A 14,587-nucleotide genomic window follows, 5' to 3' on the forward strand; every position below is an offset into this window, starting at 1 on the left:
AAGTAAAAGTGATAAAAAACGATGTATTAATTAGGAAAAATTAATAATATGAGTATGATTCTAGTGATAGCCATCAAATTTTGTAAGTTAGATTTTTAGAAAATCTAAAAAGCCAAAAATAAAGGACGATTTACGTCCTTTATTTGTCATCATTACATATTCGGATAATTAGGCCCGCCACCGCCTTCTGGCGTTACCCAGGTGATGTTTTGGGCAGGGTCTTTGATGTCGCAAGTTTTGCAATGCACGCAGTTTTGGCTATTGATGACAAACCTTGCCCCATTCGGGTCATTCTCATCCGCCACCACTTCATAGACCCCCGCAGGACAGTACAAGCGAGCAGGTTCGCCATAGAGCGGTAGGTTTTTGGTGATTGGCACGGTCGGGTCGGTCAGTTTTAGATGACAAGGTTGATCCTCGGCATGGTTGGTGTTTGAGATAAACACGCTGGATAATTTGTCAAAAGTCAGCTTGCCGTCAGGTTTTGGATAATCAGGCTTATAAGCGTGGTCGGCTTTGTCAAGTTGAGCAAAATCATAACTGTTGTCATGAATGATAAGTGGCATTTTACCGCTTAATAAGTTTTGCTCCACAAAGATAAACGCACCGCCCATCCACGTTCCCATACGGTGCATGGCAGGCGAGAAGTTTTGGGCGGATTTGGCATCATCAAACAGCCACGAATTTTCAAAATTGGTCTGATACTCGCTGACTTCATCGTGTTGTCGTCCGTCTTGGATTGCTTTAAAAATCGCCTCACCAGCGAGCATTCCCGACTTCATGGACGTATGCGTGCCTTTGATTTTGGCAGGGTTCAAAAATCCTGCGTCATCGCCCACCAGCACACCCCCTGCAAAGGTCAGTTTGGGCAGGCTATTTAGACCGCCTTTGACCAACGCCCTTGCCCCATAGGACAGGCGTTTGCCTCCTTCTAAGATAGGGCGAATAAGGGGGTGTAGTTTTAGGCGTTGTAATTCATCAAAGGGCGATAGGCGCGGATTGGAGTAAGACAAATCCACCACCAAGCCAAAGCTCACTTGATTGTTTTCGGCAAAATACAGCCACCAACCGCCAGTTGCCCCTGTGTCATTAAGTGGATAGCCCGAGCCGTGCAAAATTACGCCTTCTTCGTGCTTATCAGCGTCAATCTCCCACAGCTCTTTTAGTCCAATGCCATAATGTTGGGGGTCTTTGTCTTTGTCAAGATGAAAACGGCTAATCAGGCGTTTGCCCAAATGTCCACGACAGCCCTCGGCAAACACGGTATATTTGGCAACAAGCTCATAACCTGCCTCAAAAGACGGCTTAGGCTCGCCCTTGGCATTGACCCCCATGTCGCCCGTTTGGATACCACGCACCGAACCGTCAGCGTTGTAGAGAATTTCACTGGCGGTAAAGTTCGGAAACAGCATAATCTCCATGCTTTCGGCTTGTTCGGCAAGCCAGCGTACCACGTTGCCAAGCGAGACGATATAGTTGCCTTCGTTGTGCATACTAGCAGGGACGATGGAGCTTGGCAGTTTGATTGCCTTTTTGGCGTTGGGGAGCATATACACACGGTCTTCGGTTGCTTTTACCGTGATTGGGGCGTTCATGTTTTGCCAATCAGGGAACAGCTCGTCCAAGGCACGGGTTTCCATGACCGCCCCCGATAAGATGTGAGCTCCAAACTCCGAGCCTTTTTCCACGACACAGACCATAAATTCATCAAGTCCTGCATCTATGGCAAGCTGTTTTAGGCGAATGGCACAGGACAGACCCGATACGCCACCGCCGACCACGACCACGTCAAATTCCATTGACTCACGTTGTATCTCTTGCATGGTGTTTCCTTTTTGGCTGTTTAAGGTGAAACCTTGTAATGGCTAAAAAACAAATGATTATCAAATACAATGTTTGATAAATCAAATAATTATAAATGGTATATTTTACCAATCTTGTCAAATTAGGCAAGTTAATTATGCCCTTATTTTTGATAAAATCATGACTGGTACGGTTGTAAAAAGTTGCTGGGGGAATGGGTTGTGCTTTTAAAGGCTAGAATTTGGTAAATGTGATTTGTTGTGCTTTTTAAATCCTTAAAATTTATTTGCTTTTTTATAAAAATTTAGGCAAAATTAAACACTCTTTTTAAATGATGGGGTAAGGATTATGATGGATAATATTGACAAAAATGCCAATAAAGACAATGATTTAGCCAAAATCATCTCATCGCTTGGCAATGAGCGTAAAATTCCGCCATTAGATAAATGGACACCCAAGACGATAACGCCTTTTGATATTGTGATTGATGATAATGGCGAGTGGCATCATGATGGGGTTAAAATCGCTCGGCAGTCGCTTGTGGATTTGTTTGCTAGCGTGCTGTGGGCGGACGTGGACGGTGAGCAAAAACGCCACTTTTTAAAAACGCCCACCGATAAATACGAAATCACCGTGATAGACACGCCACTGTTTATCAACACTGTGGATAAAGTCGTCAAAAATGGCGATGAATGGATAGTGTTTGGCACAACCAATGGCGATAACATTGTGCTTGATGATAAGCCGTTGTATTTTAAAACCGTGGTGCGTGATGATGTGGCGGACGATAGGCTGTATATAGACACCCGTTTTAATCTAACCGCTCGCATTGGGCGTAATGTGTTTTATCATCTAATAGAGCTTGGCGAGCTGTCGGACGAGCAGGGGCAGACGATTTTGACCTTGCAAAGTGGCGGTAAAACGCATCGTGTGGTTGCCCCAAATTTTAATTAGAAAAATTAAACAATATGATAAACCAGCACCCTGATTTTAAAGATGACCCTACCGCCCCGATTGGCGTATTTGATTCGGGCATGGGGGGGTTGTCGGTGTATTTGCACCTAAAAACACTCATGCCAAACGAACGCTTTATCTACTATGCCGACACCGCCAACGTGCCGTATGGGGGCAAATCAGGCGATGAGATCTTGCTTTTGACCTTACAAGCGGTGGCACGGCTGTGTAAACGGGGCTGTAAACTCATCGTCATCGCCTGTAACAGTGCGTCCGCCCATGCCCTAAAAGCGTTGCGTGAGCGGTGTAGCGTGCCGATTGTGGGGCTTGTCCCTGCGGTCAAACCTGCGTGTAGCTTAACCAAAACCCGCCAAATTGCCGTGCTTGCCACTCGGGCGACTTTAAATGGCTATCTATTAAACGATGTCATCAATGACGTTGCCAAGCCACAAGAGGTTATGGTGCATAAGCATTTTGAGCCGACATTGGTGCCGTGGGTGGAGAGCGGTATGCCCATTGACAGTCAAGTGGCAAATCTACTGATTAGACAAACCAAACAATGGGCAGACATGGGTGTGGACGTGATAGTGCTGGGGTGTACGCATTATCCGTTTTTTAAGGGGTTTTTGCAGACCTTTATACAACAAGAAAATCTGGACGTGCAGTTGATTGACTCAGGACTGGCAATCGCCCAACGGGTCAAATCCTTGCTTGATTTTTTTAATATCGCAAGCCCCACACCAAACACCGCTCCTATGCAGTTGTATGCCACACGCTTAGATGATGACCTGCTTGCCACTGCCGAGAAGTTAAGCGGTGAGCCATTTATTGAGCTGATTAATTATGATGAATGACTCTGTAAGGCGAAAGCACGGCAAATGATATGCTAATTTTAACCATTTATATGTGATTGTGTTACTTTTGCAAATTTTGGCGTTTTTATTCATCTTGGGTATTTTTATTTTGAGAAAAATTCTTTATAATAAGAGATTATTTTGATAAAAATCACTTGCTCTACTATTTTTAAATTGTCATACTTTATCATTGATTTTGGGCGGACGTTCCCTAACACCAATCCACTATTAACCTTGGGGTTTTTGTGTCAAATCATCGTTATCATGTTCATATCGCTTGTGTGGCTGATGACCCACTGTTGGTTACTGCCCAAGATGATGTGGCGATATTTTTTGAGAGTCGGGCTTTTTTAACCAAAGACTTGGTGATTGCTCGTGCCGAATCTGCCAGTTATAGTTGGCGATGTGTTAATTCTGCCGATGTGGTACTCATACTCATCGGTAACAGCTACGGCAAAGCCAATGCGTCAGGGGTGAGCCAGCTTCACGTTAGCTATACCAATGCCAAAGCCAAAAACAAGCCCATACTCATTTTTGTGCATGCTGATGTATTAAACAAGCCAACGGGCAATCGGCTGATTGATTTTGTGGGGTCACTAGAATCCCAAGGTGGCGATGTTGTTCATTATTTTGATGATAATACCAATTTCCCCAAGCTCTTAGAAACAGCTTTTAATGCGCTTGATTTTGACAAATCCAAAGGGTGGCAGACAGCAGGGGCGAGTATTCGTAGTATGCTCCTTACCCCACCCCAAGAGAGTCAAACGGCCAATATAGACAAAACAGAGAAAACAGTGGGGGTAGATAAGGCAAAACCAGCCATAAATTTTGATGAATCCCACCACGCCAAAAACCCTGATTTACATTCTGCTTTAAAACCCGCCTTGGTGCTTGATAGTGAATTTTTGGTAAGTTGCACCGCTCATGCGTTTCGGGGTGGTACGCTCATTGAAGTATCTTTTGTTATCCCACTACGCTGGCGACACATCGTTGCCATGCTTGCCAATGTCGTCATGCCATTTTCCGAGCAAGGATTGGGGCGTGCCTTAAATGAAATCGTGGATAAGAGCCTAGCAAGCCAAATCGTCTCTCGCCAACACCCTGATGTCCATGCGGTCAGTCGCATACAAGTGGTAAAGGCGGACGCTCTATGGATATTAGATGAGCTAGAGTTGGCAGGATGGATTGAACCTGTGGGGCAAGGCTCATTATGGCAAGCGACAGAAAAAGCCTCAGGTGTGACTAAATAGGCTTGGCTAACAAAATGTCATATTCTGTCATGATATGTACATACTTAGCAATAATACAGCAATAAAGCCTTGTTATGATGACTTTGCCATTTTTGTTTTTAAGGAAAAATTATGTCAAACCAAGCAGACAATCCAAACACCAACACCCCAAGTACTAATACCCAAGAGTTAACGCAAGAGCTAGACACGCTCACCAACACCATGCATGATGCAGAAAAATCACGCACCTTAGAAGAACAGGTGGCATATCTCAAATCACAGGGCATTGACCCATCAAAGACTTATGCCAAATGGGATGATGAGCCAGAAGAGTAGCCTTCTCTCGACTTGACTCTAAGCACAGCCGATGACGACTGTGCTTTTTTATGATTTTTTATAATACAATCAAAATGGGAAAAATACCACCCCAAATGCTGTTTCTGGGTGATTATTGTCGTGGATAAGTGTTAATAGTTTGCTATAATATAAAACTTTATGTTATTAACCCACGTCTTAACTTGCACAAATTAAACAAATTTTGTTTGATGCTAAGTGACTAAGTTTTGGAGGTGTGTTGTCAAGTTGTTAGAGTCTACACAGCATGGATGGCATCGTCAAGCCAGTTTGTGCAAAGAGATATGTTATGATTACCCTGCAAAAATTTGAACGCCTAATTACTGCACCATTGGCACAAAAATCCATCGCGCTGACCTATTTTGACCAGACAGGTGCCAATCTTAGCACATGGGCAACCATGCTTTCTGCTAAATCTAAACATGAGCAGTACACTGAGCTTAGGGTGGCACTTAGCGAGGTGTTGGTCTGCGACATGCATGATGGTCAAAAATTGACACTCATGGACGAGCTGATGGTGGTTGTTGAGCGTGTAGTTGAACAAATGCACACTGACTATGTCTATGAACATCAAAGCTTATCCGATGAACAGCAGTCGTCAATTCATGAAGTGCGTAGTTTGTACTTTTTGATGATTTTGGTGTATCGCAACATTGCCGTACGCCATCAGAAAGCTGTTGTTTTGGCAAGTAGCGGGAGCAAAAAATGGCTTAGTAGAATCATTTCTGCCAAAAAAGCAGGCGCGCTTACTGCCGAGCGTGACATCTTTATTTATGCTGTACATCAATTTATGGTGCTGTATGTCAAGCTTTTGATGGAGTATGCGTTAACCTATCAAAGATCCCCTAAGGTTATTTGGCGAGAAGTAAATACCTGGTATCTGACCACGCTTAATCTGGGGGTTTGCCATCAAAATATTCAAGATTTTGATAAAAATTATCCTAAAACGTCCATTCATGACAGATACATGCAGGCGTGTGGGGCAAGTTTCGGCAACTTTTTTGCCTATCGTCGTCGAGATATTTTAAATGCTTTTAGAGTTTTGCCTTTGTGGGTTAAATATTTTAAAACAACCTTTGATGCCAACCCTGAGTTTCGTGTTTTTGTCAATCTACAAGGTGTCGAGCCACCTGAGGTTATCACGCCATACGCATCGGTCAATCCTTACAGTGATGAGCATCGCTGTTTGTTTTTTGATTTAGAGAGTTTTACACGGCACATGGAGCAGGTGTCATCAGGCGAATACATAGATGGCACGGCACAGTCGTTGTTTGAGATGCGTTTCGCTAAAATGGTGCTACTTGCCTTTGAACAGCGTGCATCACACGAAAGACAAGGCGGTGGTCACGAAAGAAAAGCTGAGCTACTGGTAGGGTTTGCATCCATTTTTAATGAAATCTCTGGCGGTCAAAATCTATCTAACGTCATAAGAGAACGGGGGTTGCCTGCTGATTTTCACGTCAAAATCAGTGCATCCGCCATCGGCATGGTCGCCCCCAAAGAGATTGTTAAGGTAAGTTATAAAAATGAGGCGGTGGCTCGTTTTCGCTTTGGCGAAGAGGGTGTGGATGAAAAAGAAGAGATGCTACCATCTCGCCCACTCATTCATCTTTACGGGCTTTTTGCCTTAAAATCAGCAGTCTCAACCAATAAAAATCCCTGGCGTCTGGGCATGGCACATTGGGTGGAAAAATCGGATAACTCAGTGGCGGTGGATGGGCGTTTTTTGGGACGAGTACTGATGGCGGTCGGTGTGCGACTACGAAAACAGGATGGTCGAAGTCAAGAATTTGTTCATGCTTTATTGGTGGATGGTGACGAACTCAACGAACAAAGTACTCTCATTATGCCTCGTTATCATTTTAAGGTGGGAGATTATGTTGTTTTGCGTACTGATACCAAGGAGATGGAGCTAAGATTGGAGCGCAACCTTTTGACCACTGATGAGATTGAGCAATACCAAATCGTGCGTTTAAATGGCTAATTGATTAAATGTCTGTTATAATATGGCATCTTTTTTGATGCACCCACCATCAGTCTTTATTGTGGTTTGTAATGTTTTGTAAAAATATTTCAAAATATTACAAATTGGTACAAATATTGCAAATATTTTGGGTAATCTAACGCCAGTCTTTCTGCATCGATTTTAATACACTGTATGTCTATGAAAAAAAATATCCTAAACCTGTTGTTTATTGATGAAGAGCAACTCTATGCTGAGCATCTTATCAGTCACTTGTCAGAATATTTTGATGAGGTCAATTTGGGCTTTTGGGATGAAAAGGCAGAGTTTGTCAAATCCCTACGCCAAGACTGGGACGTGCTTGTTTTTCATCGTGCCTATGACATGAATTTTGCAGATGTGGTGGGCATCCTACAAGAAGAGCAGATAACTCTGCCTGTCATTCATTTGGTGCATGATGATACGCAGGCGACCGCCAATGAACATGGTAATCCTGAGGTAGTTCATGGCGACATGATTAAATCATTGGCAAAAGGCGATGACAGACTTATCGTTTCTGCCATTTGTCTGCAGACGGATTATGTGCGAGCCAAACGCCAAACCGCCCATCTAAAAGCCATCTTAAAAGAAGCCGAACAACGTGCTAATATTTTGATAAGAAACTCAAAATCTGCTGTGGCATACATCGATCAAGGCGTACATATCTTTGCCAACGACCCATACTTGGAAATGTTTGGCTATAACAGCATGGAAGAGATTATTGGTGTGCCAGTGGTGGATTTGATTGCTGGTGGGGACAATGTCAAAGGCTTTAAACAATTCTTACGCAAATTTGACAAGGGTGACCGCTCACAGGTGGAGTTTTCCTTCGAGAGCAAACGTACAGATGGCTCAACCTTTGCATCCAAATTGCAACTGGCGGCGGCGACCTTAGATGGTGAGCCTGTCACGCAGATGATTATTCAGCAAAATGAAAATAACAGTGCTGAGCTTGCCAAAAAACTTGCCGAAGCAGAGCGTCAAGATGCTCTAACAGGACTCTCCAATCGTCTTGCCTTTACCGAATCATTACAGAACACCCAACAAGAAGTTGCACGTGGTGATATTAAGTCAGCTGCTTTATTATATATTCGCATGGACGGCATGGGCAAGATTCATTCAAGCACAGGCTTAACGGGAATAGATACCGCAGTCAAACAAGTGGCTTGGGTGCTTGATGAGACCGCCAAAAAAGCACATGATGTCAGCGTGAGCAGATTTAGTGATACCAGTTTTGCGTTGGTGGTCGATGAGATAAACAAAGAGCAAGCGATGGCTTTGGCAGAGCAACTTGCTGAGCGTGTGGCAAATATGCTCATCGAGGTGGGCAGTCGTACCGTTACTGCCACACTGTCCATCGGTGTGGTAATGATGGATATCAATGCTCCTGAGGCAGGCGTGGTATTAAGTCGTGCCATGGATACTGTTCAGGACATCAATCCTGATGACGAAGGCATGAAGGTCAAAGCTTTTGATATTAGTGCCATTGCAGGCGAGGATGATACAGTGATGGCGGAGTACATCCAAACTGCCTTAACCCAGAATAAATTTGTGTTAAAATATCAGCCGATTTATGATATTGATACCGACAGTAGTAGCTTGTTTGAGGCGTTTATAACATTGCCTCAAGCTGATGGTACAGAAATGACCTATGATAAACTAACCCCCATTGCCAAAAAACACAATCTACTTGAAAAAATTGACCGTTGGATGCTTATCAATGCCAGCAAACATTTGGCAAGCATTCGCCAAAGTGAGCCTACCGCACGCCTGTTAGTAGGGTTGTCATCTGCATCACTGGCGGATACTAATTTGGCAGGCATCATCACTCAGCTGACCCGAGCCATTGGCGGTGGTAGTGAGGTGCTGACATTGCAGTTTAGTGAACAAGATTTAATGGATTATATGGCGGTCGCCAAACGTCAGTTTATCGCCCTAGCCAACATCGATTGTCCTGTGGGCATGAATGGCTTTGGGGTAACTGCCAAATCCGCCGAGGTGCTAGATTATCTGTCGCCCAACATGGTGCGTCTTGCCCGTAGCTATACCAAGGACTTAGACAGAGAGGCGAATTTAACGGCCTTGCAAGGGCTGGTCAATACAGCAACCGAAAAAGGGGCAAGCACGCTCATGCCATACATCGAAGAGGCATCCACTATGTCTATGGCGTGGTCGGTAGGGGCAAGATACCTACAAGGCGACTATCTGCAACCTGCCAATACCGAGATTACTTTCCCGCCCCCTGCTGAAGCGTAACTGCCATAATAGCGAACACCCAACACATCGTTGGGTGTTTTTTATGTAAAAAGTTTGCCACAATAACGCTTGTCATACAAAAAATTTTTAAAAAATTGATATAATTATTAGGGTGTGCCTGTCCTTTATGTCACTATTTACAATACAGAAATATTTTAGAAAAAACCAATCGTTTTTGCATGAAAAATGGCTATCCGACCACTTAATTTAAAAAATCAAGTTAAAACTCTTAAGATTTATCAGATTAAGTGGTCGGATGTTTTTCATAATAAAAACTTGGCTGATAGAAAACTCACAGCCTCAAGTTTTTTCCTTGAAAAACGTGCGATTCCCCCCTGCTTTTTTAAACAGGCATTTTTCATTGCAAATACAAAAGGCAGGCACGCCCTATTATTTATCAAAATATTTTTTATTCGAGTGTTTCATGTCACACACCCAGCCCAAAATCCAAACCCTACTTGACAAACTAAACCAAATCGTCCTTGATAAAGAAGAAGCCGTAACCCTTGCCGTGTCCTGCATTTTGGCGGATGGGCATTTGCTACTGCAAGACTTACCTGGTATGGGTAAGACCACGTTGGCACACAGTCTTGCCATCCTGTTGGGGCTAGATTTTAACCGTGTGCAGTTTACCAATGACATGCTTCCTGCCGATATTTTGGGAATGATGATATACAACCAAAGCGAGCAGAGTTTTGCTTTTAGAAAAGGAGCGGTGTTCACTCAGCTACTGCTTGCCGATGAGATTAATCGTTCAAGTCCCAAAACGCAGTCAGCACTGTTAGAAGCGATGGAAGAAAAACAAGTAACCCAAGATGGACAAACGTATGTTTTACCCAAGCCCTTTTTTGTCATCGCTACCCAAAACCCTGCCCAACAAGCAGGCGTGTATCCATTGCCTGAGTCACAGCTTGACCGCTTTTTGATGTGTGTCTCGCTCGGCTATCCGTCACCTAAAGCTGAGCGTGAACTGTTAGAGGGGAGAGACCGTAGAGCGATGATGGGCGAGCTTGTCCCGATTTTGACCAGCGAAGAAGTGACACAAGCTCAGCGAGAAGTCAAAGACATCTACATCGCCCCTGTGGTGCTAGACTACCTACAAAAACTGGTCGCCAAAACCCGTTCAAGTCAAGAATATCACGGCTTATCCCCTCGTGGCGTGTTGGCGTTAAAGCGTGCTTGCCAAGCCTATGCCTATGTATCAGGGCAGGACAATGTGGCGATAGATGACGTGCAGGCGGTGTTCTCGGCGGTCGCTGACCACAGGCTAGGACAGCGGTTTGTGCCGTTTCATCATCTGGGTGGTCTGACTGAGATGACCATTGCCAGACGTATTTTGGACGAAGTGGCGATTGATTGATGGCGGATTTGCCATTTGTCATTAACCCAATCAATCTATCCGTATGCCCATGAAATCATCTGCTCATCGCCTAACCCGCCCACTGACCAATCCCATAAAGAACAAGCTCAACGAGTTCTTTGCCAGACGCTCGCCACGCAAAGATATGGTGTCGCTCGGGCTACGTAATGTCTATATCTTTTTTAGCCGTCAAGGACTGCTGTTTGCTCTACTACTCATCGCCACTTTTGTGACGGGGGTTAATTATGGCAATAACTTGGTACTGGGGCTGTGCTTTTATCTGTTCGGCATTTGGCTTGTGACGGTGTTTTATACCTTTGTGCAGGTGGCGAGCATTGATGTGCGGTTTGTCGAGTCCAGTTTGTCTGAGGCAGGGTCGATAGGTTATGTGACTTTGGAGTTATCCACCAGAAGTGGCAAGGCGTCACGGCAGATAGAAGCGGTGTTTGATGATAAGCATGAGATTGTCCAAAAAATGCTCAAAGGGCAGGCACGAGAAGACTTCATGAATGCTCGCACCATCATCACGCCAACGCTGAGCAAATCGGTGCTGGTCAGATTGCCTGTCTATACCCCCACTCGGGGGGTGATGACCCTGCCCCGTCTGGTCATCAGCAGCCGCTATCCGCTAGGGGTCATGCGTGCGTGGGCGTATGTGTATTTGGCAAGTCCGATTTTTGTATACCCTAAGCCTACCCCTTTTGACTGGCAAAACGACAAGCGAGCGGTGGCAAGCGAGAGCGATAAGCGAAGTGCCATTAGCGTGGCAGGGCAAAGCGACTTTGAGATGTTGGACGAATACCAAGAAGGCGAGAGTTTGGCACGGGTGTCATGGTCGCACGTGGCACGGGGGGCGGGCATGCTCACCAAGCACTTTGGCGACTCGCTCGGGCGTGAGTGGTGCTTGCACTATGATGACATGCCGTCAGGGGTGCATGAGACCCGCCTAAGTGAGCTGACCCATGCGGTGCAAGCCATTGCCAGCCAAGGTGTGCCCTTTATGCTTGTTTTGCCCAGTGGGGCAGGGCAGATAGGCGTGGGTGATGAGTTTGTCCGCCAATGTCTGCTAAGACTTGCCAAAGAGCCTTGATGGGTTTTGGCAGTTGGCAAAATTGGCGGTTTATATTATCCATTTTAAAGTTCTTTTAAAGCCGTTTAAAATCATTTAAAAAAGCATTTTTGAGTTATTTTATTTATAAAAAAGATTTGGTTTGATAGTTAGGGCGTGCCTAACCTTTATAATACAATTTAAAATATAGAAATGTTTTAGAAATAAAACAATGTTTTTGCATGAAAAATGGCTAAATCTGGTTTTTCATAATAAAAGCTCGTTTGATAGAATGACCATCAAACTTCACTTTTTTCTTGAAAAACGTGCGATTCCCCTGCTTTTTTTAAACAGGCATTTTTCATTGCAAATACAAAAGGCAGGCACGCCCTAATAAATTGATGATAAATAAAAAGGTTGGTATTTGCCTAATTTCACCAAATCATTTACCCTAATTTTACCAAATCATTTATCGGGCAAAACCACACGACACAGACACCATGAACAGCACTTTTCACGATTTTGGTCAAGGTAGAAAAACCCTAACCACAAGCCCCCAAAAATTTTGGCAAAAAATCCTTGCTCTGCCTGCCTATCACTGGCTACTGCTTGCCATGGCATCGCTTGTGTTTCCCCATGCGATGGGCATTCCTGCATGGCTACTGGTCGTACTCATCATCAGCATCATCATGCAAAAACCCAGTATCAAGGCACACCTGCACCGTCTAAGTGGTGGGCGACTACGCCGTATCTATCAAGTGGTGCAGGTGCTACTGTTTTTGGTTGGCACGGTGGCGATTTGGGTGAGTTTTGGGCAGGCGTTTGGCGTGGATGTGGCGGTCAGCTTTTTGGTGCTGTGCTTTGTAGCAAAGGCGTGGGAGCTGTATGAGAAGCGGGACGCTTATGTGGCGTTAAACCTTGCATTATTTACGCTGGCGTCGGCGTTTTTGATACGGCAGGATTTGAGCGTGGCGGTGGTGGGACTGCCGACACTCATGATGATATTATTGGGTTTTATTGCCATTAGTGATGATGATAATGCTGATGGTTCGGGGCGACTGCGTGTACTGGCTATGATAACCCTGCCTGCCATTCCCCTGCTTGTGGTGCTGTTTTTGTTTTTTCCTCGCCTGCCCCCGATGTGGTCACTGCCGATGGCGGGCAAATCTGCGACAACGGGTGTTTCGGATAGCATGTCACCGGGGGATTTTTCTAATCTGAGTCAATCGACTGAACTGGCGTTTCGTGCTGAATTTGATGGGCAAATGCCAAGCCGTCATGAAATGTATTGGCGTGGACTGGTGTTTAGTGATTTTGATGGGGTGACGTGGCGACAAAGTGAGTTTTCGCCCCATTTTTGGTTGTCACGAGATGGCGATAAGCCCCCAGAATGGGCGATGAGTGCTTATCAAGGCATGGAACATCATTATCGGGTCATCTTGGAGCCAACCGAGCAAAACTGGCTGTTCGCTCTTGATTATCCACGCCTGCACCCTGAGCGTGGCATGGGCATGACGGGCGATTTTACCCTGCGTCATTATTACCCGATCAGTACCCAAAAACGCTATCGTGCCAGTTATTTTAGTCAGCCGAAGGTGGATATTGAACTGACCGATGTCCAAAAACGCATTAATCTACGCCTGCCCGAAGATGGCAATGAGCAGGCTCGTACCTTTGCCAGTGAACTCTACGCTAAGACGGGCGACCCTGTCCGCTATGCACAAGCGGTGCAAAACTTTATCACCACGGGTGGGTTTAGCTATACGCTCTCACCCCCTGTGCTGCGAGATGACCGCATTGATGAGTTTTTGTTTGGGACAAAGGCGGGCTTTTGTGAGCATTATGCGTCCAGTTTTACCTTTTTAATGCGGTCGGCAGGCATTCCTGCTCGGGTGGTGGCAGGCTATCAAGGCGGTGAGCTTGGGCGTGATGGGCAGAGCTGGGAAGTGCGTCAGATGGATGCTCATGCATGGACAGAAGTGTGGTTTGATGGGCAGGGCTGGGTGCGTATTGACCCGACCGCCTTTGTCTCGCCTGACCGTGTGGAGCAAGGCATGAATGCGGTAACTGAAATGGGCGGTGCGTCCATGTTTGGCGATGGTATGATAGGGCAATGGAGTTATCAGCAGTTTAAGATGCTACAAACATTGAGACGTTACTCTGACCAGATGGGCTATTATTGGCAAAAAAACGTGGTCGGCTATGACCAAGATGAGCAAAAAAATTCGCTTTTTAAATGGTTTAATATCACAAGTTTTGCTCAGCAGTTTTGGATATTGGTTGGGGGCGTGGGGGTGCTTGCTGTCTTATTTGTGGGTGTGATGATGTACCGACGCAGACGGCAGTATCATGGGCTAGACGTGCCACTTATAAAGCTCTCGGCAGGGCTTGCCAAGCAGGATAAGGCATGGAGTAAGGGGGCGAGCGAGCCTTATTTGACTTGGCTTGACCGTCTAAAAACGCCAAATAATTCCGAAGATATTGATGAATTAAAGGGTTTGTATCGCAAACACCGCTATGGGCGAGATGGACGGGCAGATAAAGCGGTGGTTGGTCAGATGATGAGTATCGTCAAGCGATTGGTGGGACGTGCTAGATGAGCGTGGCTGAGATTGGGTTTTTTTGTTTTTCGATTGTGCTACAATGAGTTACACCCAAGAAACTTTAAAATTACTACAAATACAATGATGTGTGGACGTAGGCGCGTGCTGAGCACGCCTTGTATAG

General features: G+C 45.3%; 11 protein-coding genes. 10 read left to right on the plus strand and 1 reads right to left on the minus strand.

The annotated features are described in order from the left end of the window. Positions 1 to 152: 152 nt before the first annotated feature. Positions 153 to 1,823, minus strand: a complete 1,671-nt coding sequence (locus tag LP107_RS03600) for an electron transfer flavoprotein-ubiquinone oxidoreductase (protein WP_078273984.1) — start codon at positions 1,821 to 1,823, stop codon at positions 153 to 155. A 331-nt stretch (positions 1,824 to 2,154) separates the two neighbouring features. Between LP107_RS03600 and LP107_RS03605 the strand changes: the two genes are divergently transcribed. From LP107_RS03605 to LP107_RS03650, 10 genes are all read left to right on the plus strand, one after another. Next, positions 2,155 to 2,757, plus strand: coding sequence for a DUF1285 domain-containing protein (locus tag LP107_RS03605; RefSeq protein WP_228157704.1), 603 nt, complete (start codon positions 2,155 to 2,157; stop codon positions 2,755 to 2,757). A gap of 14 nt (positions 2,758 to 2,771) precedes the next feature. Then, the gene (murI, locus tag LP107_RS03610) at positions 2,772 to 3,611 is read left to right on the plus strand and encodes a glutamate racemase (protein WP_078273986.1); all 840 of its coding nucleotides are present in this window, start codon (positions 2,772 to 2,774) and stop codon (positions 3,609 to 3,611) included. A gap of 245 nt (positions 3,612 to 3,856) precedes the next feature. Next, on the plus strand, positions 3,857 to 4,861 hold the full coding sequence (locus LP107_RS03615; RefSeq protein WP_078273987.1) for a hypothetical protein: 1,005 nt from the start codon (positions 3,857 to 3,859) through the stop codon (positions 4,859 to 4,861). Between the two features lie 111 nt (positions 4,862 to 4,972). Next, positions 4,973 to 5,176 (plus strand): hypothetical protein, encoded by a 204-nt coding sequence (locus LP107_RS03620; RefSeq protein ID WP_115369237.1) that lies wholly within the window; start codon positions 4,973 to 4,975, stop codon positions 5,174 to 5,176. Positions 5,177 to 5,483: 307 nt separating this feature from the next. Further along, positions 5,484 to 7,178, plus strand: a complete 1,695-nt coding sequence (locus LP107_RS03625; RefSeq protein ID WP_078273989.1) for a hypothetical protein — start codon at positions 5,484 to 5,486, stop codon at positions 7,176 to 7,178. A 180-nt stretch (positions 7,179 to 7,358) separates the two neighbouring features. Next, on the plus strand, positions 7,359 to 9,452 hold the full coding sequence (locus tag LP107_RS03630) for an EAL domain-containing protein (RefSeq protein ID WP_078273990.1): 2,094 nt from the start codon (positions 7,359 to 7,361) through the stop codon (positions 9,450 to 9,452). A gap of 186 nt (positions 9,453 to 9,638) precedes the next feature. Continuing rightward, a complete protein-coding gene (locus tag LP107_RS03635; RefSeq protein ID WP_143821677.1) occupies positions 9,639 to 9,914 on the plus strand; it encodes a hypothetical protein in 276 nt (91 codons plus the stop codon). Beyond that, positions 9,877 to 10,812 carry an AAA family ATPase gene (locus LP107_RS03640; protein WP_112742534.1) on the plus strand — a complete coding sequence of 312 codons (936 nt, stop codon included), beginning with the start codon at positions 9,877 to 9,879 and terminating at the stop codon, positions 10,810 to 10,812. Before LP107_RS03635 ends, LP107_RS03640 begins: the two co-directional genes overlap by 38 nt. A 49-nt stretch (positions 10,813 to 10,861) precedes the next feature. Continuing rightward, on the plus strand, positions 10,862 to 11,902 hold the full coding sequence (locus LP107_RS03645) for a DUF58 domain-containing protein (RefSeq protein WP_264675938.1): 1,041 nt from the start codon (positions 10,862 to 10,864) through the stop codon (positions 11,900 to 11,902). Between the two features lie 458 nt (positions 11,903 to 12,360). Beyond that, positions 12,361 to 14,460, plus strand: a complete 2,100-nt coding sequence (locus LP107_RS03650; RefSeq protein WP_264675937.1) for a transglutaminaseTgpA domain-containing protein — start codon at positions 12,361 to 12,363, stop codon at positions 14,458 to 14,460. Positions 14,461 to 14,587: the final 127 nt, after the last annotated feature.

The sequence above is a fragment of the Moraxella bovis genome, assembly GCF_025985205.1.
GTDB lineage: Bacteria > Pseudomonadota > Gammaproteobacteria > Pseudomonadales > Moraxellaceae > Moraxella > Moraxella bovis.

Excerpts from the sequence above, each read along its gene's own strand:
- LP107_RS03600 (WP_078273984.1), bottom strand. The coding sequence starts at position 1,823 with ATGCAAGAGATACAACGTGAGTCAATGGAATTTGACGTGGTCGTGGTC.
- LP107_RS03605 (WP_228157704.1), top strand. The coding sequence starts at position 2,155 with ATGGATAATATTGACAAAAATGCCAATAAAGACAATGATTTAGCCAAA.
- murI (WP_078273986.1), top strand. The coding sequence starts at position 2,772 with ATGATAAACCAGCACCCTGATTTTAAAGATGACCCTACCGCCCCGATT.
- LP107_RS03620 (WP_115369237.1), top strand. The coding sequence starts at position 4,973 with ATGTCAAACCAAGCAGACAATCCAAACACCAACACCCCAAGTACTAAT.
- LP107_RS03625 (WP_078273989.1), top strand. The coding sequence starts at position 5,484 with ATGATTACCCTGCAAAAATTTGAACGCCTAATTACTGCACCATTGGCA.
- LP107_RS03630 (WP_078273990.1), top strand. The coding sequence starts at position 7,359 with ATGAAAAAAAATATCCTAAACCTGTTGTTTATTGATGAAGAGCAACTC.
- LP107_RS03635 (WP_143821677.1), top strand. The coding sequence starts at position 9,639 with ATGGCTATCCGACCACTTAATTTAAAAAATCAAGTTAAAACTCTTAAG.
- LP107_RS03640 (WP_112742534.1), top strand. The coding sequence starts at position 9,877 with ATGTCACACACCCAGCCCAAAATCCAAACCCTACTTGACAAACTAAAC.
- LP107_RS03645 (WP_264675938.1), top strand. The coding sequence starts at position 10,862 with ATGAAATCATCTGCTCATCGCCTAACCCGCCCACTGACCAATCCCATA.
- LP107_RS03650 (WP_264675937.1), top strand. The coding sequence starts at position 12,361 with ATGAACAGCACTTTTCACGATTTTGGTCAAGGTAGAAAAACCCTAACC.